The sequence below is a fragment of the Rhodoferax sp. WC2427 genome, from assembly GCF_040822085.1.
GTDB lineage: Bacteria > Pseudomonadota > Gammaproteobacteria > Burkholderiales > Burkholderiaceae_C > Rhodoferax_B.
This window is the reverse complement of record NZ_CP162006.1, coordinates 1,543,789-1,564,113: the sequence shown is the minus strand read 5'-3', so window position 1 is coordinate 1,564,113 and position 20,325 is coordinate 1,543,789. Positions and strand designations below refer to the sequence as shown.

The window sequence follows — 20,325 nt, the reverse complement described above, 5'->3', positions numbered from 1 at the left end:
GCAGATTACGCTGCAGCTGCGGCGGCCTTGGCGGCTGCCACCTTGATGCGGTTAGGCAACTTTTCCTTGATACGCGCCGACTTACCGCTGCGGTCACGCAGGTAGTACAGCTTGGCGCGGCGCACGTCACCACGGCGCTTGACTTCGATGCCGGCGATCAGCGGGCTGTAGGTTTGGAACGTACGCTCCACGCCTTCGCCGCTGGAGATCTTGCGCACGGTGAAGCCGCTGTTGAGGCCACGGTTGCGCTTGGCAATCACGACACCTTCATAGGCCTGCACACGCTTGCGCGCGCCTTCAACCACGTTGACGCTGACGATCACGGTGTCGCCAGGGGCGAACGACGGGATCACCTTGGCCAAGCGGGCGATTTCTTCTTGTTCCAGGATTTCGATTAAGTTCATGGTTTTCCTCTTGTGATCATGCCCGCGCCAAAATTAGCTAGTGCTTTACCAGAATGGAAAGCGGCCGGGTATAGGATCGAAAAGCCTTTGAGTATAGCATTTTGCGCCAAACGGCCTTTTCAGACGGGTGGCAGGCTCTTCAGAAAGCGCTCGTCGTCACGGCCCAGGCGGCCCGCGGCGCGGGCGGCCTGTAGCAGGTCGGGGCGGCGTTGGGCCGTAAGCTGCAAGCGCTGGTCGCGCCGCCAGCGCTCGATCTGCACGTGGTGGCCCGACAACAGCGCGGCAGGCACGGCGTGGCCTTCCCAGGTTTCGGGGCGGGTGTAGTGCGGGCAGTCCAGCAGGCCGTCGAGTGCGGGGTTGAAGCTGTCAAACTGGTGGCTGCCTGCGTCGTTCAGCACGCCGGGCTGCAAACGCGCCACCGCATCCAGCAAGGCCAGGGCTGCAATTTCACCGCCCGACAGCACAAAGTCGCCCAGACTGATCTGGTGGGTCACGAAACGGTCGATGAAGCGCTGGTCGATGCCTTCGTAGCGGCCACACACCAGCACCGCACCCGCGCTGGCGGACCAGGTTTCTACCGTGGCGTGCGTGAGCGCGGGGCCCAAAGGGGAAAATAAAACGACGGGGGCAGCGTCCGCGCGGGCCGCCTGGATGGCTGCCAGACAGCGCGCCAAAGGCTCGGCCAACATGACCATGCCCGGGCCGCCGCCGAAAGGTCGGTCATCGACCCGGCGGTAGTTGCCATCGGCAAAATCACGGGGGTTCCACAGGTGCAGCTCAACCAGACCCGATTCAAACGCGCGGCGCGTCACGCCGCTGGTCAAAAACGGCGTAAACAGCTCGGGGAACAGACTGATGATGTCGAACCGCATGCGCAGTGCCTGCCAGTTCAGTAGTCGGGCTGCCAGTCGACGGTAATGAGACGCCCAGGCAAATCGACCTTGTCCACGTACACGGCCACAAACGGCACCATACGCTCCAGGGCCTGCACCACACCGGCTTCGTCCGCTTCCTGGTAGGCAATGACCAGCACGGTTTGAGCCCCGGTAGACAGCAGCTCTTTGACCTGCCCCAGCGCAACGCCTTCGCGGTTGACCACCTCCAGGCCGATCAAGTCGACCCAGTAGTACTCATCGGTAGAGACACTGGGGAAACTGGTGCGGGCCACGAAAATACGCGAACCGCGCAATGCCTCGGCTGCATCGCGCCCCACGACCTCATGGGCCTGGGCGACGACACCGCCAGAATGTTCTTTGGCTTCAATCACGCGCAGCAGCTTGGTGCCGGCAAAGGTTTTGGCACCCCGCTCGGTGGGCTGCAAAAACCAGCGTTTGGAAGAAAAAAGCGCCTCGGGTGCGGCGCTGTGGGAGACGACCTTGAACCAGCCTTTGATCCCCCAGGCATCACCGATGCGCCCTACTTCAATGGCATCCGCCGGTAAATCAGCGGTTTCGAGTGAGGGCATCATGGTGGTGCGGAGCAGGCAAACAGCGCGATGCTGCGGGCCCGCTGGTCCTATTTAGGCGGCAGGGGCTGCTTTTTTGGCAGCTTGTGCAATCAGACGTTCCACGGTGGGGGAAGCCTGGGCACCGACGCTACGCCAGTGGGTCAGGCGGTCTTGTGCAATGCGGATGCTTTCTTCATTGGCAGTAGCGATAGGGTTGTAAAAACCAATACGCTCAATGAAACGACCGTCGCGGCGGGTGCGCTTGTCGGTCACAACGATATTGAAAAACGGGCGTGCTTTTGCACCGCCACGGGCGAGTCGAATAACGACCATGATTTATCCTTCGGGGTGGCTGAAAATGATTCCAGCCGTTTATCAAGTGCACCAAGTAGGCAGTCGGCGCTTACTTGACGTTTATCCCAGCGTTGAGACACGCAACTGACCACCTAGCCAGTGACACGCTGAAAAGCCTTCCATTATACCGCGACCCAACCCCCTCCTCAGCCATGCCCACCATCCGCCCCGCCCGCGACGAAGATATTGCCGCTATAACCGCCATTTACAGCCACCACGTCCTGCATGGCACCGGCACGTTCGAGACCACCCCGCCCACCGCCGAAGACATGGCCACCCGCCGCGCCGACGTGCTGGCCAAGGGCCTGCCCTACCTCGTGTTGACCGATGACGACCAGGTGCTGGGCTTTGCCTACTGCAACTGGTTCAAGCCGCGCCCGGCCTACCGGTTTTCGGCCGAAGACTCGGTCTACCTGGCCCCCGACAGCGGCGGCAAAGGCTGGGGGCGCCTGTTGCTGGCCGAATTGGCGGCCCAGGCCGAACGCGTAGGCGTGCGCAAACTGATCGCCGTGATCGGCGACTCGGCCAATGCGGGCTCGATTGGCGTACACCAATCGCTGGGCTTTACCCACGTGGGCGTGCTGCGCGCCTGCGGCTGGAAATTTGGCCGCTGGCTGGACGTGGTGATGATGGAAAAGGCCCTGGGCGCGGCAGACAGCAATTCGCCTGAATAATCGGCCCCATGAAAAACAAAACTTTGGCCGCTTGGCTGGCATTTGTAGGCGGCCCGATCGGCCTGCACCGTTTCTACCTGCACGGGCCGGGCGACCTATGGGGCTGGCTGTACTGGATCCCTACGGCACTGGGGCTGTACGGCATACAGCGGGTGCAGGTGGCGGGGCTGGACGACCACTGGAGCTGGGTGCTGATTCCGATGCTGGGCTTCAGCATGGCCGCCAGTGCCCTGACCGCTATCGTCTACGGCCTGATGGCGCCAGAAAAATGGAATGCCAAATTCAACCCCCGCAACGCCGCAGATGCCCTGCCCGGTCAAACCAATTGGATCACCGTAGGCGCGCTGGTGTGCGCCCTGTTGGTAGGCACCGGCACCTTGATGGCCAGCCTGGCGTTCAGCTTCCAGCGCTACTTCGAATACCAGATCGAACTAGGGCCGAAGCTGGGCCAGTGAATTAAAAGATCTGCAGGCTGAGCCAATAGGCAACAGCTGCCACAAATGCGCTGGCGGGAATGGTAAAAATCCAGGCCCACACAATCGTACCGGCAACGCCCCAGCGCACGGCACTGGCCCGCTGGGTCGAGCCCACACCCACAATCGCGCCGGTGATGGTGTGGGTGGTAGATACCGGCACACCCATGGCGGTGGCCAGGAACAGCGTCAACGCACCGCCCGTTTCGGCGCAGAAGCCACCCACAGGCTTGAGCTTGGTGATCTTTTGCCCCATGGTCTTCACAATCCGCCAGCCGCCAAACATGGTGCCTGCCGCAATCGCGGTGTAGCAACTCACAATCGCCCAGGTAGGCGGTGAGGTATCGGTCGATGCCGAATAGCCGGTGGCAATCAGCAGCATCCAGATAATGCCGATGGTTTTTTGCGCATCGTTGCCGCCGTGCCCCAGACTGTAGGCCCCGGCCGACACCAGCTGAAGACGCCGGAACCAGCGGTCCACCTTGGACGGCGTGGCACGCCGACAAACCCACGCCACCGCCACCATCATCAGCGAACCGAGCAAGAAGCCCAGCAAGGGGGAAATAAAGATGAACGCCACGGTCTTGAGAATGCCGCTGGACACCAACGCGCTGGACCCCGCCTTGGCCATTACCGCGCCCACAATGCCGCCAATCAGCGCATGCGACGAACTACTCGGAATGCCGTAATACCAGGTTACGAAATTCCAGAAAATCGCCCCGATCAGGGCGCCAAACACCACATGGACGTCGATCACCCCCGGATCGGCAATTCCCTTGCCCACCGTGGCAGCCACGCTCAGGTGAAAGATGAAAATCGCCACAAAATTGAAGCACGCCGCAAACACCACGGCCTGTGCGGGCTTGAGCACCCCAGTGGACACCACCGTGGCGATGGAATTCGCCGCATCGTGGAACCCGTTCATGAAATCGAACAGCAGCGCCAACACCACCAGAACCACCACCACCCACAAACTTACCTGTACCGTTGCCATGGAATGCCCCGGCTCAGGAGTTTTCGAGGACGATGCCCTCGATCACATTGGCCACGTCTTCGCATTTGTCGGTAATGGTTTCCAACAGTTCGTAGATCGCTTTGAGCTTGATGACCTCGCGCACATCCGGCTCTTCGCGGAACAGCTTGCTCATGGCCGAGCGCATCACCCGGTCTGCATCCGACTCCAGGCGGTCGATTTCTTCGCAGGTCTTCAAAGCCGCCTCGGCGGTTGCAGGATCGCCAATCTTGCCCAGCATGTACACCGCATCTTTCAGGCGCTCACAGCATTTCACGCTCAGGTCGGTCAGGCGGGTGATCTCCTCCGTCATATGCCGCACGTCGTACAACGCCATGGTCTCGGCCGAATCCTGGATCAGGTCGGCCACGTCGTCCATGGTGTTGATCAAGGTGTGGATCTGCTCGCGGTCCAAGGGTGTGATGAAGGTCTTGTGCAGCAGCTGGTTCACCTCACGCGTCACACGGTCGGCTGCGCTTTCCGCATTGTCGACATCGCGGTTGTACTGCTCGCGCAGGTACGGGTCGTTGTAGTTCGCCACCAACTGCGAAAAAGCCCGGGCCGCCTCCACAATGCGGTCCGCGTGCTGGTTGAACATTTCGAAAAAATTGCCTTCACGCGGCAACAACTTGCCAAACAGCATGGCGAACTCCTAATGGGGGGGGGGATTGCGTCAGAAATGTGACGGATAGATGACTGCGCGGAGTTTAACCGCGACATGCGAGGCAAAATCCAGGCACTCCAGCGGGGTACGCAAACCCTTATGCAGCCAAGTGAAACCACCTCCAACGCACCGTTAGGAAAACGGCAGCTGGTCAAGCACTACGCCTGCATGCAACCGTCGCCAACACCAAGCCGCATGGGACTTGTCAGAGCGGGTATATTTAGGACCGTCATCTCCATCGGGTAAAAGTGGAATTGCGATGCCCATGGATCGCCCCCAGATGCCGCTGCGGTCAGTACACATTGCGGAATGTTCACCCACCAAGAACTCCGCATTAAACCGCCACCCCTAAAAATCTTAAGTATTTTCTGTTATGGTCCGTTAGAGAAATCTAGCACCAAAGATAATTCAATATACATTTGAATTAAAATATTACAAATTTACAAATCTATCAGCTACGCAAATTATTATTGATGCACTTTTGAAATCATCATCTTAATTAGTAATTTTCGGCCCTATAAAGGCCTTCACCCTCAATAGCAGTTGCCCATAAATTATGCGGCGAAATCAAGCAAAACAGCGACTGGCATGATTCTTGTGTGCATGTTTTATTGTTATGAAACATGCGCTCGATACACAACTGAAGCCGGCCCCAGCCCCAAGGACAGTAATTTTGATGGATAGCCCAACACTCCTGAGTGAAGACCCAACAACCGTTAGCCAAAATGGCGCCGGAGCCTTGGGCAAGGACAACCTGCTGAGTCTCATAGAATCAATTATCGACCCCGGCATGTTGGTGCTGTCTTTATGGGGAGTCGCATTCTTCTTTGAGAGAACAGTACCACCAACTTATCTCATTCTCTCGGTTATCGTTTTTGCGATGACTTTTCCAGGAACCACACACCTGCAGTCATCTTTGCAAAAACTTGTCATCCAAACCACACTAAATTGGATCGCGATTGCAGCCTTACTATTAATCACAGGTATTGTTACGCGCTATATCAGTGGTTTTTCAAATGATGCCATCGTTGCCTGGCTATGGATCGCGCCACTCACACAAATTGCCGCACACCGGCTTTTGCGGGTGACTGCCCCGCTCATTGTTAGTTTGCAAGGCCCACCCCGACGCGCCGTTATTGTGGGAATGAACAACCAAGGCATTGCATTGGCCCGGCGTATTCGCGACACCCCTTTCTCGCGGATCAAACTCCTTGGATTTTTTGACGACCGAGAGCCCAGCCGACTCAATGCATCGGCCAATTTTTCGCTGATTGATAAATTGCGAGAACTTCCACAGTTTGCCAAAGAGCATGGCGTACAGGAAATTTACCTGTCACTCCCTATGGCCTCGCAGCCCAGAATATTGCAAGTGCTGGATGACCTGAAGGACACCACGGCCTCCATCTATTTTGTGCCCGACATGTTCGTTACCGACCTGATCCAAGGGCGCTCCGGCAGCGTATGCGGCATGCCCGTTATCGCCGTGTGCGAAACCCCATTCCGCGGAAGCAGCGGTGCAGCCAAAAGACTGAGCGACATTGCCATTTCGTTGCTGATACTGACCTTGGTGTCACCGCTACTATTGGCCATTGCGATTGCCATCAAGTTGGGGTCGCCGGGCCCAGCCATCTTTAAACAACGCCGTTATGGGCTAGATGGCAAAGAGATTGTGGTTTATAAATTCCGCTCCATGTCGGTTACAGAAGACGGCAATAAAAGCTACACCCAGGTAACACGCAATGACGCACGGGTTACACGCTTGGGCGCATTTTTACGCAAAACATCTCTGGACGAGCTACCCCAATTTCTGAACGTATTGCAAGGCTCCATGAGCGTGGTGGGCCCTAGGCCACATGCCATTGCCGTCAACGAACAATACCGAAAATTGATTTCAGGCTATATGGTTCGCCACAAAGTAAAACCAGGTATTACGGGCTGGGCCCAGGTAAATGGGTACCGCGGCGGCGATGATCTTGTGCACATGCGCCATCGCATTGAATTCGACCTCGACTACCTTCGCAACTGGTCATTGCGATTGGATTTGTATATTATCTTTAAAACTGTCCGCGTCATATTTAATGACAGCAAAGCATTTTGAATTCCGCCCGATCTGCATCGCGAAAATATTTAGATGAATATATGAAATTTCAAATATTATTCAAAGTAACAGCGGCGTCGACACTTTCCTTTTTTGGAATGTCAGCTGCGATGGCAGATGCCGAAGATACGCTCAACATGTCTGCGCGCTACATGTTGCAAACAGACAGCAATGTCTTCCGAACCTCGTCAAACTTGTCGCCACAAGCCGCAACGGGAACCAGCACCAAATCTGACACGATTGACATCACATCGGTGGGTCTTTCGCTGGACAAAAGCTATTCGCTGCAAAGATTTCAACTGAACACGAGTGTTGTGGATTCTCGGTACAGAAACTTTGACTATCTGAATTTCGATGCCTTGAACTATGCAGCGGCCTGGAATTGGGGATTTACGCCCAGGATACGGGGCGTGCTCAGCGCCGACCGCAAACAGGTGCTAAACAATACGGTCCAGTTCGTCAATGTCAGAGAGCGCAACGTCCGCACCGACTCCGACTTTCGCCTAGACGCAGATGCCGATCTGGGAGCCGCTGTCCATCTGATCGGTGGCGTGGACCAAAAGCGCAGCACCAACGAATTGTCGGTATCCCAAGAAGGCGACTCCAGCATACGCAGTGCGTCCCTGGGCTTACGGTATGTCTTTCCATCGGGAAATTCCGTCAGCTACCGCATGCGACAAGGCAACGGCGACTACTACAACCGAGCACAAAACCTCATATCGGCCATTCCCAACAACTTTGACGAAACCGAGCACGAATTGCGCGCAGCCTGGACCTTGACGGGTAAAACAGCATTGACCGCGCGCTTGGCGCATTCAAAACGCAGCCATCCAGGCCTGGAGCAACGCGACTACAGCGGTCCCACAGGTGCCATCAGCCTACTCTGGGACGTCACCTCCAAAATAGACCTGACCGCCGGAATAGCCCGCACTTTGAGCGCATACCAAACCGACAGCAGCAGCTACATCGCAGGCAACCGGTTTTCACTGTCGCCGGTATGGCACGCCACCGCACATACCAGCCTACGGTTCAACTACGACTACCTGACCCAGGACTACCGCGGAGCCTTGCCAGGAAGCAGCTTGCCTGCCAATAGGCAAGACACCACGCGTTCAAGCCAGTTGGCGCTGGATTGGAGCCCAAGGCAATCCATATTGCTCAGCTTGGGGCTGCAAAGCCAAAAACGCTCGTCGAACGTGGCGGATTCTGACTTTAAAAGCACGGGTGCCAGCGTGAGCGCCCAACTGACCTTTTGACACAACGTATGACCGGCCCATATGGTCGTTATGGACACACAATGATGAACCTACTGCGCACGCTTCGGCATTTCTTAATGGTTTTGTGGGCATGTGCCGCCCTGCACATGTTGCCTGCACACGCGCAAGACAAAGCCGACTTTCGGTTAAGCGCGGGGGACACCATCCGGGTGCTGGTGTTCCAGAACCCCGACCTCACGGTCGATGCCCGTGTATCCGAAGACGGCACCATCAGCTACCCGCTGATCGGCTCCGTGGAACTCAGCGGCCTTACCATTGGCGCCGCCGAAAAGAAAATTGCAACCGCCTTGAAAACGGGCGGCTTTTTGCAGCAGCCACAAGTCAATATCGTTCTGGTGCAAACGCGGGGCAGCCAGGCCTCGGTGTTGGGGCAGGTAAACCGCCCAGGGCGGTTCCCCCTGGAAACCACCAACATCCGTGTCAGCGACCTGCTCGCAATGGCCGGTGGTACTACCGCCGTGGGCGACGACAAAGCCATTCTGACCGGCATGCGCGACGGAAAACCCTTCCGGAAAGTAATTGACGTACCATCGCTGTTTCTTGAGGGTAAACCCGAGGACGATGAGACCATTGCCAGCGGCGACCGGCTGTACGTCCACAAAGCCCCCGTGTTCTTTATCTACGGTGAGGCCCAAAAGAATGGCCCCTACCGTATTGAGCGGGGCATGACCGTCATGCAGGCCCTGGCCACTGGCGGCGGCCCCACCACCCGCGGCAGTGAAACCAGGCTGCGCCTGTACCGCAAAGACGCCGCTGGTGTCGTGCAGCAAAGCACCCCTGCACTGACCGACCCGCTACAGCCTAACGATGTGATCTATGTTCGTGAAAGCCTTTTCTAAATCGCCAAGCACACCATGACACCGCAACAATTTTTTCTGATACTTCGAGCACGCTACAAGGTTGCGCTCATCACCTTGCTGGTGACGACTGCCGCTGCTGTGGCGGTCACGCTGTGGTTGCCTAAACAGTACACCGCCAATGCCGCCGTAGTGCTGGATGTGAAGTCACCCGACCCGGTCAGCGGCCAAATGCTCTCCGGGATGATTGCCCCTGGCTACATGGCCACCCAAATTGACATCATCAACAGCCAACGCGTCGCACAGCGGGTGGCCAAGCTACTGCCCAAAGGCGAAGGCACCTGGATCCGCCGCCAGTGGATGGAAGACACAGAAGGCAAGGGCGAGTTCGACCTGTGGCTCACCAATCTGCTGCAAATCAACCTCAACGCCAAACCTGCACGCGACAGCAATGTCATCAATATCAGCTATACCGGTGCAGATCCAGACTTTGCCGCCACCGCCGCCAACGCGTTTGCCCAGGCCTACTCAGACGTCAACGTTGACCTGAAACTGGCCCCAGCACGCCAGTACGCCGCATTTTTCGACGAACAGACCAAGCAGACACGCGAACGACTTGAAACCGCCCAAAAGGCCCTCAGCACCTACCAGCAAAAAAATGGCATCGTGTCGGCCGACGAGCGGCTCGACTTTGAAACCGCCAAGCTCAACGATACCTCCAGCCAGCTGACCGTCATTCAGGGCCAGACCACCGACAGTGAAAGCAAGCGCAAAAACACCAAAGCCGACACTGTGGCAGAAGTCATGCAAAGCCCGCTGATCAACGGCTTGAAAGCCGACATCGCCCGGCTCGACGCAAAGCTGCAAGACAGCAACGTCATCCTTGGCAAAAACCACCCCCAAACCCAACGTACCGAAGCCGAGCTGGCCATGCTGCGCAAACAGCTAGATGCCGAGACACGCAAGATCACCAGCTCCATCGATACCACCTACCAGGTGAGCAAACAGCGCGAACAGCAACTGCAAAGCGCATTGGCTACCCAAAAGGCGCGCGTGCTGGTACTCAACAAACAACGTGACGAGCTCAACGTGCTGCGCCACGATATTGAAACTGCCCAGCGCGCCTACGAAACCCTGAGCCAGCGGGCATCCCAAACCAATGTGGAAAGCCAAAACGGCCAAACCAATATCTCGGTATTGAACGCCGCCCTGCCCCCTACGCGCGCGTCCAAGCCCCGCTCGGCACTCAATGTGGTCTTGGCCATCTTTGTGGGCAGCTTGCTGGGTGTGGGGATTGCCGTGGCGTTGGAAATGCTCAACCGGCGCGTGCGTTCAACCTACGATCTGGTTGAGGCGCTGAACCTGCCCGTTCTGGGCACTATTGCGTCTGCCAGCACCATGATCAAGCGCTCTGGCCCTGCCAAGCTTGCCGCATTGACCTCCAATGGAGCACGCCCATGAACGCCCCAGAAAGCCTTATCAAATCACCCGTTCTGGCCAGTGCCGGGCGCTCCATCGGCGACATTCTGGTCTCCAGCGGTCGGTTAACCGCAGAAAATGCCGAACGCATCCTGCAGCGCCAACAACAAGATAAATCCAACTTCGGTGACGCCGCATTGGCACTGCAGTTGCTGACCCGCGAAGACATCGACTTTGCACTCTCCAGACAATTCGACTACGCCTACCTCTCTGAAAAAGACACCAGCCGCAGCCCCGAACTGGTGGCCGCCTACAAGCCATTCAGCCGCGTTGGCGAGAATCTGCGCGCCGTACGTAGCCAGCTCATGCTGCGCTGGTTCAACAACGAAACCGCCACCAAGGTGATTGCCCTGGTCAGCCCTGGCCCGGGCGAAGGCCGCAGCTTCATTGCGGCCAACCTGGCGATTGTGTTTGCCCAACAAGGCGAGCGCACCCTGCTGATCGATGCAGACCTGCGCAAAGCCCGCCAGCACGAACTTTTCGCATTAGGCAAGAGTGCGGGCTTGTCAGGCATCTTGGCCGACCGGGCGGGCCTGGAGGCAGTGCTTCCTGTTCCGGGCCTGAAAAGCCTGTTTGTATTGCCTGCAGGCGCAGTACCCCCCAACCCACAAGAGCTGCTGGGCCGCACCGCATTTGGCGCGTTGTTGCACATAGCGGCCAAAGAATTCGACGTGATCATCGTCGACACACCTGCAGGCACCGACTTTGCCGATGCAGAAATCATCGCTTCGCGCGCGGGTGCCGCCGTCATGGTTACCCGCAAGAACCTCAGCCGCATGTCCGATGCCGCCCTGCTCGCAAGGCGCCTGCAAGACAGCGGGGTTGCGCTGGTGGGAAGCATCCTGAATGACGACTAAACACATGCCATTGCTGTCCATGATCTCGCCTAGCGGCGCCCCTTTCGAATGCGCCAAACACCATGAGCTTTGATGCCACCCGCACCGTCCTCGTGGTCATTCCGACGCTGAACGAGGCTCGCACGATCGAAGGCGTTCTGCATTCGCTAAGCCAAGACACGCCTCCCGGCGTGCAAGTGACCTTTGTCGTGGCCGATGGCGGCAGCACCGACGGCACCGTGGCGCTGGTGCAGCGCCTGGCACAGGCAGACCCCCGGCTGCACTACCTGCACAACCCCCGGCGCATCCAGAGCGCAGCGGTAAATCTGGCCGCAGCACAGTTTGGTCAAAATACCGATGTGCTGGTGCGGTGCGACGCGCATGCCCACTACCCGCAGCATTTTCTGGCCCGGCTTATCGACACGCTGCACCGCACCCAGGCCGATGCGGTCGTGGTGCCCATGGACTCCAGCGGCTCCACCTGCCTGCAAAAAGCAGTGGCTTGGACATCCAATACCTGGGCCGGCACCGGCGGGTCGGCGCACCGGGGTGGGCGCCTGAGTGGTTTTGTAGACCACGGCCACCATGCCGCGTTCCGTATGGCTTCTTTTCAGCGTGCCAACGGTTACGACGAAACCTTCACCCACAACGAAGATGCCGAACTCGACTGTCGCCAGCGCCGACTCGGCAGCAAGGTCTACCTGGACGCAGACATCCGCCTGGCCTACCAGCCGCGCGCAACGCTAGCCAGCCTGGCCAAACAATATTTTGCATACGGGCGTGGCCGCTCCCGCACCGTGCGGCGCCACCCCGGCTCCATGCGGGCCCGCCAGCTGGCCGTGCCCGCGAACCTGGTGCTGTCGGCGCTGGCCATCGTGCTCGGGGCCTGGCTGCCACTGCTGCTGCTGTGGCCGCTGTGCTACGTCTCCGCTCTTGCACTGACATCCGTTTCAGTGGCCTGGAAGCACCGCTCGCCTTGCGGTTTGCTGGCAGGCATTGCTGCTGCCACCATGCACACCAGCTGGGCGCTGGGCTTCTTTTCCGGCATGGCCTTTATCCGCGAAACAGCCTGGCAGCCCAGCCCCCAGTCGCTGCTGCATGCCGACACCACCGCCAGGGCCACTGCCCTATGACACAGCCTTCCCCTCTGAGTGTCCTGCTGGTAGACCCTTCGCTCTTTACTGCTCCCTATAACGCGGGGCTGACCGAAGGCCTGCTGGCCGCGGGAACCCAACCCATGTGGGCCACCCGCCCCACCCGCAAAGGCGACCGGCAAGAGCTCCCTATCGAGCGGACCGACCCCTTCTTCTACCGCCGCACCGACGAAGCCAACTGGCTGCCTGGCAAGCTCAAATCGGTGGCCAAAGGCATCGCCCATCTGGCCGGGCTCACCACTTTGCTGTGGAAAATTCGCACCCGCAAGCCCGATGTGGTGCACTTCCAGTGGACCGTACTGCCACCGCTTGACGTGCTGGCCATGCTGCTGATACGGCGCTGGTGCCCGCTGGTGCTTACCGTGCACGACACGGTGCCCTTCAACGGCGAGCGCCTTTCGTTCATACAGAACTTTGGCTTCGATGTACCCATGCGCCTGGCGCACCGGGTCATCGTGCACACCGAAAGCGGCCGCAGCACCCTTATCAGCCGCGGGGTAAGCGCCGAGCGCATCGTTACCATTCCGCACGGCGCATTGCGCCTGCAAGTACCCCTGCCCGTACCTACCGAGCGTGCAGACAAGCGCTACAGCTTCTTACTATTTGGCGAGATCAAACCCTACAAGGGCGTAGACCTGGCCATCGAAGCACTCCACATGCTGGCGCCAGATGTTTTGCGCCAAACGCGCGTGGTCATTGCGGGCAGGCCCCGCATGGACATCGCACCCCTGCAGGCACGCATCACAGAGCTTGGCCTGGGCGACACCATTGACCTGCGGCCCCAGCGCCAATCCGAAGAAGAAATGGCAGCCCTGTTCGCCGAAGCAGACTGCCTGCTGTTTCCCTACCGACAAATTGACGCCAGCGGCGTGTGGTTTCTGACCAAATCCCTGGGCAAATGGGTCATAGCCAGCCGGGTCGGCATCTTTGCCGCCGAAGTCGAAAAGGGCCAACATGGCGTGTTGCTCACACCGGGTGACACTGCCGCTCTAGCCCAAGCCATCGGGCATGCCGTAACGCAACGGCCGGTGGCCAAAGCCATCAGTGCAGGCGACGAATGGACGGAAATTGGCAAGACAACCCGCCATTTGTACGAATCATTGATACCCGTGCAAAGCGCTTCTGCGCACATCCGGAGCTCACCATGACCCTGACACCCTTGTATAGATTCTTGTACCGTTGGGTACTGCTCATCGCCACACTGGCAGGCCCCACCCTGGCCATGGCCGCCGACCCAGACCTACCGGCTCCCATTGCAGACCAAAACTACCGCCTCATCAAAGACTGGACCTTTGGCCGCACCATCCAGAACCTGGAAGAATTGCGCGCCGAATTCTTTACCCGCTACGTCTACAACGGCGGCACGCTCGACAAATTGAACAACGAGTGGCAGCGCTACCGCGACAACGACAACCACGAATTCAGCAACAACGGCTTTGCCCTGGTGGCGCGCGTACCCCGCGAGCTGAAAAACGGCCAAATCGAAAGCGGCATGCTGCGCTCCAAATGGATCGGGCAATACGGCTACATCGAAAGCCGGGTAAAAGTACCTTCTGGGCGCGGCATGTGGCCCGCCTTCTGGCTGAACCCACAAGACCAAACCTGGCCGCCCGAGATCGACATCATGGAGATCGTCAACAACGGCCGCGACACCACCAAAAATAGCTTTCACATGCTGCACAGCGGTGATGGCAAATACTTTCCGTCCACCATGTCGCGGCTCGACCGTTGGGGAAGCTACCGCCCGGGCTTCGACTACGCCGATGACTTCCACACATTTGCCGTACTGTGGGAGCCAGGGCGTGTACGCCACTACGTAGACGAAAAGCTGGTGGCCGATCGCCCCTTCTATTGGCAGCACAAAAGCGGAGTCGATGCAGGCTCCGCCCACATCCTGGTCAACCTGGCCGTAGGTGGCGACTGGCCGGGCGCCCCCCAGGACATAGCCGACTTCCCCGCGCGGATGCAGATCGACTACATACGGGTATGGCAAAAGTGACGGCGGCCCATGGCTGAAAAGCTGGAATTTGCTTCCACGCAATTGCCCCCCCATTCGCATACGAACTATGTAGCCGTGCCCAAAGCGGATGCCATGGGCGAATCCATTCGCCCGCGCCCGGCAATCCGCTACGCCCTGGTGGCCCTGATCGTCAGCTTGGTGATGACCGACCGGCTAGGCATTGCCGTCGATTCCCTCTCGCTCGGCCCCAGCTTGCCGCTGACCTATGGTTTGTTGGCGGTGCTGCTGATGAGTGGGTGGCTAGCCATTGATCTACCTGCGCTACTGGTCTACATCGGCATATGCACAGTAGCGATCGCCAGCTATTGGCTCAATGCCTTTATGCAGAACGGTACGCCCGGCACGATGGGCTCGATGTTCTTACTCATGGTGATCTATCTACCCTTCGTCTTCAGCATATCGGCACACCCCAACAACCGAGGGCATTGGCTGTGGACCATGCGCGTACTCAGCAACACCCTACTGGTAGGCGCAGCAGCAGGCATCATCCAGTTTTATGCGCAGTTTGTAATACGGGCACCCTGGCTTTTTGACATCTCGGTGCTCATACCCGAAGGCATTCGCGCCCAAGGTATCTACAACAGCACTATTCCGGTGGGTTCGTTCTTCAAAGCCAACGGCATATTCTTCCGTGAGCCATCCAATTTTTCTTACATGATGGCATTTGGGCTCGTGATGGAGCTGGCCATATTCAAACGCGTCAAGCGCATGTTCTGTTTTGGGTTAGCGCTGATATTGTCTTACTCCGGTACTGGGCTGTTGGCGCTGGCTATTGGCTTACTACTGCCCCTGCGGGCAAGATTGTTACTGCGCATAGGTATTGCAGCAGCCGTCATACTGACCGCGAACTCCTTGACGGGCGACCCGCTCAATCTTGCCTTCACCTTTGGTCGTACCGGGGAGTTCACTGCCCCAGGAAGCAGCGCTTACGCACGTTACGTCGCTCCCATGCAAGTCGTAGATGCGTTTATCAGCACCAAAAACTGGTCGCTTTGGGTAGGCAATGGCCCTGGCCTATTTCTCCGAACGGCCGCTGCATTTGAAGCGCACGACCCCACCTGGGCCAAGCTGTTGTTTGAGTACGGACTATTGGGATTCATCCTGATGCTTGGCCTGGTGGGATACAAACTGTCGGCCTTTCCAGCGCCATTTCAGTTGCGGGCAGTACTGTTTGCCAATTGGCTCGTCATGGGCGGCTACCTGCTCATTCCAGAAACCGTGTGTTTCGTGTACCTCGTGCTCGCCTTATGGCCCAGCCCACCATTACAAAGCCCAAGCCGCACTATGGCGAAAGAAAAACTTGCATGACAGCTACAGCCGACCTACAGCGCCCATTGCGGCTGTCGGTAATCATTCCCAACTTCAACTACGCCGAATTTCTGGGCCAGGCCATCGACAGCGCCTTGGCCATCGACTGGCCCCACATCCAGGTGATTGTGGTGGACGACGGCTCCACTGACGGTTCGCGCGACCTCATAGCTCGGTATGCCGGTCGCATTACCGCCATCTTGCAAGCCAACGCCGGGCAGTTTGAGGCCTACAACGCAGGTTACAAACTTGCCGATGGCGATGTGGTCATTTTTCTGGATTCTGACGACTTGCTGGACCGCGAAGTGATGCGCGAAATTGCTGCTGTGTGGCGCGCCGGCATCAGCAAGGTGCAGTTTCGGCTACGCACGGTAGACGGGGCTGCGCAACCGCTGGGCAATACCATTCCGCAGTTCCAGGGTACCCCCACACCGGAAGACATCCGCCACTGGGCCACCTTAACGACCACCTACCCCACGCCACCAGGCTCTGGCAATGCCTACGCACCCGCCTATCTGGACAAGATTTTTCCGCTGGATGAAGCCTGTGGCCGCCCCGGCGACTCCATCTGCATCGCGGCTGCGCCATTTTTGGGCGACGTTGTCACCATACCCACCGCACTGGGCTGCTACCGTGTCCATGGTCGCAACGACGGAGCCGCCTCGAAGTTAGATGCCAAACAGTTCCACCTGCACGTGGTGCGCGCCCGCCAACGGCAAACCTACACCCTGCATTTAGCCAAACGAGCCGGCATCGAGATTCAAGACGACGCCATCAACAACAGTCTGCACTACCTGCCCTACCGACTAGCGTCGCTGCGGATTGCACACCAAACCCACCCGATCCCTAAGGACAACGTAGGTGCCGTATGGCGAGACGTGATGCGTGCAATGTCTAAGCCGCAAGGCATATCCGTAAAAGGCCGGACAACTATCGCGGTATGGACAACCTTGATTGCATTGTTGCCCCAAGCCGCGGGCATGAAACTTATTCTCTGGCGATTCGTTCCGGCGGCGAGGCCTCAGTTTCTGCGAAGCACCTTGCTTAAATTCGGAATCATTAAATGACAAATATGACTGAAGCGCCCAATGTATCGCCACGGACGAAGGTCTGGGTTATCAGCCTTTCATCAGCCCAAACACGACGCGAAGCTTTCGCCGAAACAGCTAAAGAAGCTGGAATGGCTTGGGACTTTTATGACGCCTGCAACGGAATTGGACCAGAACTTGCTTATGACAACCAGCAGGTAAAGATTGTAAATAACCGCCCCCTTCAAAAGGGAGAACTCGGTTGCTATTCAAGTCATTATCAGCTGTGGACTTGGCTTGAAAATAACACAGATTATGACCAGATGGTCGTAATTGAGGATGATGTAGTAATGGATTGGATATTTTTGTCCGAGTTTTGCAAAATCAACCTAAAGTCCAAAGGCATTGATTACCTGCGATTATTTGCGAAAATGCCATCGCCTTGGAAGTTTGTTATATCTCCATTTTTTGACAAATACAGACATTTAATTCAATTCACAGGTTACCCGCTTGGCACGCAAGCGTATGTAGTAACCCGTGAAGGTGCGCGCAAGTTTCGGGAAAATGGCCAAAATATTACCGCGGCCGTAGATGTCTATATGGACAGAACTTGGGAGCACGGTGTGATGAACCTTGCAATATTCCCGTTCCCTGCATACGAACGCTACCAACCCTCCTCTATTGGGGAAAGTCGCTTCAATGCAGACGCACGCAGTGCCGCAGATGCCCTCCGAAGTCTTCTTCCGAAGATAAAACGGCGATTGAGCAGTGCATGGCTAACCCATGGTTTCGAAAGTGCCCAAGTCCGCCAACTGCGTCGCCGACTCAACGAGAAATCTAAATGAATCCAATCAGTACTGCATCCAAACCGCCCATCGTCGTCGTAGCACCTTGGGTCTACCACCTTCGTTGTGGCATTGGTGGTGGCGTGTTGTGCTTCCGCATGCTGAAGAGCTTGTCTGCCCACTATGACATCCACTGGATCTCGTTTGACATTACGTCGAACGACGTAGAAGCCGGCAAAATCGCCTTGGGGGAATTTTGCGCTAGCGTCACAACCGTACCTCTTGCGCCACCGCAGCCTTTATGGAAAGCACGCGCTCGCCAAATACTGGGCGGCGCACCAGTAGCGGCTCAACGCATGTGGTCACCAGACCTAGCAAATGCGATCCAGACTGTGATTCAAAAGACTAACGCGGTGGTAGCACTTTTTCAGTTTCCGCAGGTGGCACAGTATTTACCTGCTGCAGAGGGAATACCTGCCGTAATGGACGTGCAAGATGTCTGCATGGTCTCTATGCACCGGCAGTGGCAAAAGACCTCTGGTTTTATGCGACGACTTGCCAAGGTGAGCAACTGGTTCAGTTGGACACGCTACGAAATGCGCCACTATCCCAAAGCAGACTTGTTGCTGGCGCTCAGCGACACCGATGCTGGCGTGCTACGTGCGTTCATTCCAGATACACCCTGCGTGCTAAGCCCGGTAGCCACCGAGGTGCCAGACCACGTGGAACGTGGGCATGGCAGCTATGTGGCCATGGTGGGCAACTTTCACCATCCGCCTAACGTTGATGGCCTGCAGTGGTTGTTGAATGACATCTGGCCGCTGGTCCGTGCAGCGGTGCCCAACGCAGAGCTGCGTGTTGCCGGCCCGGAATGCCCAACTCCTACCGCAGAGCTAAAGGCACGAGGTGTAAATATGGTGGGGTTTGTCGACGACATAGACGCATATTTCGACAATGCCGCCGTGTCGCTCGGACCCTACCGGTTTGGGGGCGGCATCAAGATCAAGGTTATCGAAGCCCTGGCCCGTGGCTGCCCTGTAGTAGCCACCACCGTAGGTGCAGAAGGGCTTAACGTGGTGGACGGCGAGCACATAGCAATCGCAACCCACGCAAGTACCTTTGCAGCAGCGATTGTGCAAATTCTGCAAAACCCGGCGCTTGCAGCCCAACGGGGTGCGGCGGGTCGTGCGCATGTGAGCAAACAATTTTCTTTTCAAGGGAAAACAGCTTCACTCAAGCGCGAACTGGACGCATTGATCGCCCGCTGATGAAAATACTCATGGTCTCCCCTGTACCGACGGACCCGTCCGACGCAGGCAATCGCGCGCGCATCGTCAGCGTGGCGCAAACCTTGATGCAGGCTGAGCACGAACTGCACTTCGCCTACGTTCCCCTAGAGTCCTACGATCTACCCGCCATGGCCAACCGGTTTGGGGCAGATCGATTGCACCTACTGCAGTGGGCACCACGCTCGGGTCTGGGCAGTCTGCTTGCCAGAATTGCGCGCAAGCTGGGCCGAATGGCCAAGATAGATGCGGCCTACACCCTGGGACTGGATGATTGGTACGACCCGCGTACCAGCGCAAAATTAAGCCAGCTGCAAGCCAAGCACCGCTTTGATGCCGTGTTGGTCGAATATGTCTTCATGTCGAAAGCTTTTGAAGCCTTTGAAGCACCGTGTTTGAAAGTCTTGGACACGCATGATTGTTTCGGCCTGCGGCATCGCCACTATCTGGAAGCCGGGCTTAAACCCCAGTGGTTTTCAACGACCATGGCCGCAGAAGAACTGGGGTTCCGGCGCGCTGACTTTGTATTGGCCATTCAAGCCAGTGAAGCACAGAAATTTACAGGCCGTTTAAGCGGTACAGACACTCACGTTCTGCAAGTGGGCCACCTGGTTGATTTGGCTGCGCCACCGCCACCGTCCACGCGCGAGGCGGCTGTATTTGTTGGCTCCAGTAACCCCCTGAACGTAGCTGGTGCGCGCTACTTCATCGAGCAGGTACTGCCCCTTGTACGCGAAGCAAAGCCGGGCTTTGAACTACTGCTGGCGGGATCTATTTCTGGCCAGATAGACGCAACTCCGGGTGTCGTCAAACTAGGCTTTGTGCCAAAGCTACAAGATGCTTTTGCTTCGGCCATGGTAGCAATCAACCCAATGACCGCAGGCACCGGCCTCAACATCAAGTTGCTGGATGCCATGGCAGCCGCCATGCCCATTGTCACCACCCGGTCCGGTGCCAGGGGGGTAGAGAAACTCTGCGGCTCGGCCTTCACCGTGGTGAACGACGATGACCCAGCCCATTTCGCTCAACAAATAGTTTCTTTGATAGATGATGTGCAAGCGCGACAACTTCTGGCTGCGGGAGCGCGTACCGCGGCAGTGGACTGGAACATAGAGCAACTCGGGGCATTGTTTATTGCGTTGAAGGAAAAACCAAAAATAGCCGCTATTTCTCCACTACCTTGTTCAACCAATATTTTGGATATTTTAAAATAATAAGAAATTATTACA

The 20,325-nt window shown here is 57.4% G+C and carries 21 protein-coding genes; 15 read left to right on the top strand and 6 right to left on the bottom strand.

Annotated elements, in window-relative coordinates; genetic code table 11:
- Positions 1-5: 5 nt before the first annotated feature.
- The 4 genes from rplS to rpsP all read right to left on the bottom strand — a co-directional run bounded on the left by rplS (position 6) and on the right by rpsP (position 2,184).
- The gene (gene rplS, locus AB3G31_RS07505; protein ID WP_315190094.1) at positions 6-404 is read right to left on the bottom strand and encodes a 50S ribosomal protein L19; all 399 of its coding nucleotides are present in this window, start codon (positions 402-404) and stop codon (positions 6-8) included.
- A gap of 119 nt (positions 405-523) precedes the next feature.
- The gene (gene trmD / locus AB3G31_RS07500; protein ID WP_367849567.1) at positions 524-1,276 is read right to left on the bottom strand and encodes a tRNA (guanosine(37)-N1)-methyltransferase TrmD; all 753 of its coding nucleotides are present in this window, start codon (positions 1,274-1,276) and stop codon (positions 524-526) included.
- A 17-nt stretch (positions 1,277-1,293) separates the two neighbouring features.
- Positions 1,294-1,872 carry a ribosome maturation factor RimM gene (gene rimM, locus AB3G31_RS07495; RefSeq protein WP_367849566.1) on the bottom strand — a complete coding sequence of 193 codons (579 nt, stop codon included), beginning with the start codon at positions 1,870-1,872 and terminating at the stop codon, positions 1,294-1,296.
- A gap of 51 nt (positions 1,873-1,923) precedes the next feature.
- Complete coding sequence (rpsP, locus tag AB3G31_RS07490) at positions 1,924-2,184, bottom strand: 30S ribosomal protein S16 (protein ID WP_092756165.1); 261 nt, start codon at positions 2,182-2,184, stop codon at positions 1,924-1,926.
- A 173-nt stretch (positions 2,185-2,357) separates the two neighbouring features.
- Between rpsP and AB3G31_RS07485 the strand changes: the two genes are divergently transcribed.
- Both AB3G31_RS07485 and AB3G31_RS07480 read left to right on the top strand, forming a co-directional pair.
- On the top strand, positions 2,358-2,879 hold the full coding sequence (locus AB3G31_RS07485; RefSeq protein WP_367849565.1) for an N-acetyltransferase family protein: 522 nt from the start codon (positions 2,358-2,360) through the stop codon (positions 2,877-2,879).
- Positions 2,880-2,887: 8 nt separating this feature from the next.
- Complete coding sequence (locus tag AB3G31_RS07480) at positions 2,888-3,334, top strand: NINE protein (RefSeq protein ID WP_367849564.1); 447 nt, start codon at positions 2,888-2,890, stop codon at positions 3,332-3,334.
- Between the two features lies 1 nt (position 3,335).
- On the opposite strand, the gene AB3G31_RS07475 is transcribed toward AB3G31_RS07480, so the two are convergent.
- Together AB3G31_RS07475 and AB3G31_RS07470 are read right to left on the bottom strand one after the other, a co-directional pair.
- Complete coding sequence (locus tag AB3G31_RS07475; protein WP_367849563.1) at positions 3,336-4,346, bottom strand: anion permease; 1,011 nt, start codon at positions 4,344-4,346, stop codon at positions 3,336-3,338.
- A gap of 13 nt (positions 4,347-4,359) precedes the next feature.
- On the bottom strand, positions 4,360-5,007 hold the full coding sequence (locus tag AB3G31_RS07470; protein WP_367849562.1) for a DUF47 domain-containing protein: 648 nt from the start codon (positions 5,005-5,007) through the stop codon (positions 4,360-4,362).
- A gap of 637 nt (positions 5,008-5,644) precedes the next feature.
- Here AB3G31_RS07470 and AB3G31_RS07465 point away from each other — a divergent pair.
- From AB3G31_RS07465 to AB3G31_RS07405, 13 genes are all read left to right on the top strand, one after another.
- Positions 5,645-7,126 (top strand): undecaprenyl-phosphate glucose phosphotransferase, encoded by a 1,482-nt coding sequence (locus AB3G31_RS07465; RefSeq protein ID WP_367849561.1) that lies wholly within the window; start codon positions 5,645-5,647, stop codon positions 7,124-7,126.
- A gap of 41 nt (positions 7,127-7,167) precedes the next feature.
- Positions 7,168-8,382 (top strand): XrtB/PEP-CTERM-associated polysaccharide biosynthesis outer membrane protein EpsL, encoded by a 1,215-nt coding sequence (gene epsL, locus AB3G31_RS07460; protein ID WP_367849560.1) that lies wholly within the window; start codon positions 7,168-7,170, stop codon positions 8,380-8,382.
- Between the two features lie 107 nt (positions 8,383-8,489).
- Complete coding sequence (epsE, locus tag AB3G31_RS07455) at positions 8,490-9,242, top strand: polysaccharide export protein EpsE (RefSeq protein ID WP_367849559.1); 753 nt, start codon at positions 8,490-8,492, stop codon at positions 9,240-9,242.
- Positions 9,243-9,257: 15 nt separating this feature from the next.
- A complete protein-coding gene (gene epsF, locus AB3G31_RS07450; protein ID WP_367849558.1) occupies positions 9,258-10,661 on the top strand; it encodes a chain length determinant protein EpsF in 1,404 nt (467 codons plus the stop codon).
- The gene (gene epsG / locus AB3G31_RS07445; RefSeq protein ID WP_367849557.1) at positions 10,658-11,536 is read left to right on the top strand and encodes a chain length determinant protein tyrosine kinase EpsG; all 879 of its coding nucleotides are present in this window, start codon (positions 10,658-10,660) and stop codon (positions 11,534-11,536) included. Before epsF ends, epsG begins: the two co-directional genes overlap by 4 nt.
- A gap of 62 nt (positions 11,537-11,598) precedes the next feature.
- Positions 11,599-12,648 carry a glycosyltransferase family 2 protein gene (locus AB3G31_RS07440; protein ID WP_367849556.1) on the top strand — a complete coding sequence of 350 codons (1,050 nt, stop codon included), beginning with the start codon at positions 11,599-11,601 and terminating at the stop codon, positions 12,646-12,648.
- The gene (locus AB3G31_RS07435; RefSeq protein ID WP_367849555.1) at positions 12,645-13,817 is read left to right on the top strand and encodes a glycosyltransferase family 4 protein; all 1,173 of its coding nucleotides are present in this window, start codon (positions 12,645-12,647) and stop codon (positions 13,815-13,817) included. Before AB3G31_RS07440 ends, AB3G31_RS07435 begins: the two co-directional genes overlap by 4 nt.
- Positions 13,814-14,668, top strand: coding sequence for a family 16 glycosylhydrolase (locus AB3G31_RS07430; protein WP_367849554.1), 855 nt, complete (start codon positions 13,814-13,816; stop codon positions 14,666-14,668). Before AB3G31_RS07435 ends, AB3G31_RS07430 begins: the two co-directional genes overlap by 4 nt.
- A 9-nt stretch (positions 14,669-14,677) precedes the next feature.
- Positions 14,678-15,997, top strand: coding sequence for a hypothetical protein (locus tag AB3G31_RS07425; protein ID WP_367849553.1), 1,320 nt, complete (start codon positions 14,678-14,680; stop codon positions 15,995-15,997).
- A complete protein-coding gene (locus tag AB3G31_RS07420; RefSeq protein ID WP_367849552.1) occupies positions 15,994-17,064 on the top strand; it encodes a glycosyltransferase family 2 protein in 1,071 nt (356 codons plus the stop codon). Before AB3G31_RS07425 ends, AB3G31_RS07420 begins: the two co-directional genes overlap by 4 nt.
- Before the next feature lie 5 nt (positions 17,065-17,069).
- Positions 17,070-17,870, top strand: a complete 801-nt coding sequence (locus tag AB3G31_RS07415; protein WP_367849551.1) for a glycosyltransferase family 25 protein — start codon at positions 17,070-17,072, stop codon at positions 17,868-17,870.
- Entirely contained in the window at positions 17,867-19,078 is a 1,212-nt protein-coding gene (locus AB3G31_RS07410) for a glycosyltransferase (RefSeq protein WP_367849550.1), read from the top strand. The genes AB3G31_RS07415 and AB3G31_RS07410 overlap by 4 nt, the downstream gene beginning before the upstream one ends.
- 11 nt (positions 19,079-19,089) lie before the next feature.
- Entirely contained in the window at positions 19,090-20,310 is a 1,221-nt protein-coding gene (locus AB3G31_RS07405; RefSeq protein ID WP_367849548.1) for a glycosyltransferase, read from the top strand.
- Positions 20,311-20,325: the final 15 nt, after the last annotated feature.

Excerpts from the sequence above, each read along its gene's own strand:
- AB3G31_RS07485 (WP_367849565.1), top strand. The coding sequence starts at position 2,358 with ATGCCCACCATCCGCCCCGCCCGCGACGAAGATATTGCCGCTATAACC.
- AB3G31_RS07430 (WP_367849554.1), top strand. The coding sequence starts at position 13,814 with ATGACCCTGACACCCTTGTATAGATTCTTGTACCGTTGGGTACTGCTC.
- epsE (WP_367849559.1), top strand. The coding sequence starts at position 8,490 with ATGTTGCCTGCACACGCGCAAGACAAAGCCGACTTTCGGTTAAGCGCG.
- AB3G31_RS07420 (WP_367849552.1), top strand. The coding sequence starts at position 15,994 with ATGACAGCTACAGCCGACCTACAGCGCCCATTGCGGCTGTCGGTAATC.
- AB3G31_RS07475 (WP_367849563.1), bottom strand. The coding sequence starts at position 4,346 with ATGGCAACGGTACAGGTAAGTTTGTGGGTGGTGGTGGTTCTGGTGGTG.
- AB3G31_RS07425 (WP_367849553.1), top strand. The coding sequence starts at position 14,678 with ATGGCTGAAAAGCTGGAATTTGCTTCCACGCAATTGCCCCCCCATTCG.
- rpsP (WP_092756165.1), bottom strand. The coding sequence starts at position 2,184 with ATGGTCGTTATTCGACTCGCCCGTGGCGGTGCAAAAGCACGCCCGTTT.
- AB3G31_RS07405 (WP_367849548.1), top strand. The coding sequence starts at position 19,090 with ATGGTCTCCCCTGTACCGACGGACCCGTCCGACGCAGGCAATCGCGCG.
- AB3G31_RS07465 (WP_367849561.1), top strand. The coding sequence starts at position 5,645 with ATGAAACATGCGCTCGATACACAACTGAAGCCGGCCCCAGCCCCAAGG.
- AB3G31_RS07435 (WP_367849555.1), top strand. The coding sequence starts at position 12,645 with ATGACACAGCCTTCCCCTCTGAGTGTCCTGCTGGTAGACCCTTCGCTC.
- rimM (WP_367849566.1), bottom strand. The coding sequence starts at position 1,872 with ATGATGCCCTCACTCGAAACCGCTGATTTACCGGCGGATGCCATTGAA.
- trmD (WP_367849567.1), bottom strand. The coding sequence starts at position 1,276 with ATGCGGTTCGACATCATCAGTCTGTTCCCCGAGCTGTTTACGCCGTTT.
- rplS (WP_315190094.1), bottom strand. The coding sequence starts at position 404 with ATGAACTTAATCGAAATCCTGGAACAAGAAGAAATCGCCCGCTTGGCC.
- epsG (WP_367849557.1), top strand. The coding sequence starts at position 10,658 with ATGAACGCCCCAGAAAGCCTTATCAAATCACCCGTTCTGGCCAGTGCC.
- AB3G31_RS07440 (WP_367849556.1), top strand. The coding sequence starts at position 11,599 with ATGAGCTTTGATGCCACCCGCACCGTCCTCGTGGTCATTCCGACGCTG.
- AB3G31_RS07480 (WP_367849564.1), top strand. The coding sequence starts at position 2,888 with ATGAAAAACAAAACTTTGGCCGCTTGGCTGGCATTTGTAGGCGGCCCG.
- epsF (WP_367849558.1), top strand. The coding sequence starts at position 9,258 with ATGACACCGCAACAATTTTTTCTGATACTTCGAGCACGCTACAAGGTT.
- epsL (WP_367849560.1), top strand. The coding sequence starts at position 7,168 with ATGAAATTTCAAATATTATTCAAAGTAACAGCGGCGTCGACACTTTCC.
- AB3G31_RS07410 (WP_367849550.1), top strand. The coding sequence starts at position 17,867 with ATGAATCCAATCAGTACTGCATCCAAACCGCCCATCGTCGTCGTAGCA.
- AB3G31_RS07415 (WP_367849551.1), top strand. The coding sequence starts at position 17,070 with ATGACTGAAGCGCCCAATGTATCGCCACGGACGAAGGTCTGGGTTATC.
- AB3G31_RS07470 (WP_367849562.1), bottom strand. The coding sequence starts at position 5,007 with ATGCTGTTTGGCAAGTTGTTGCCGCGTGAAGGCAATTTTTTCGAAATG.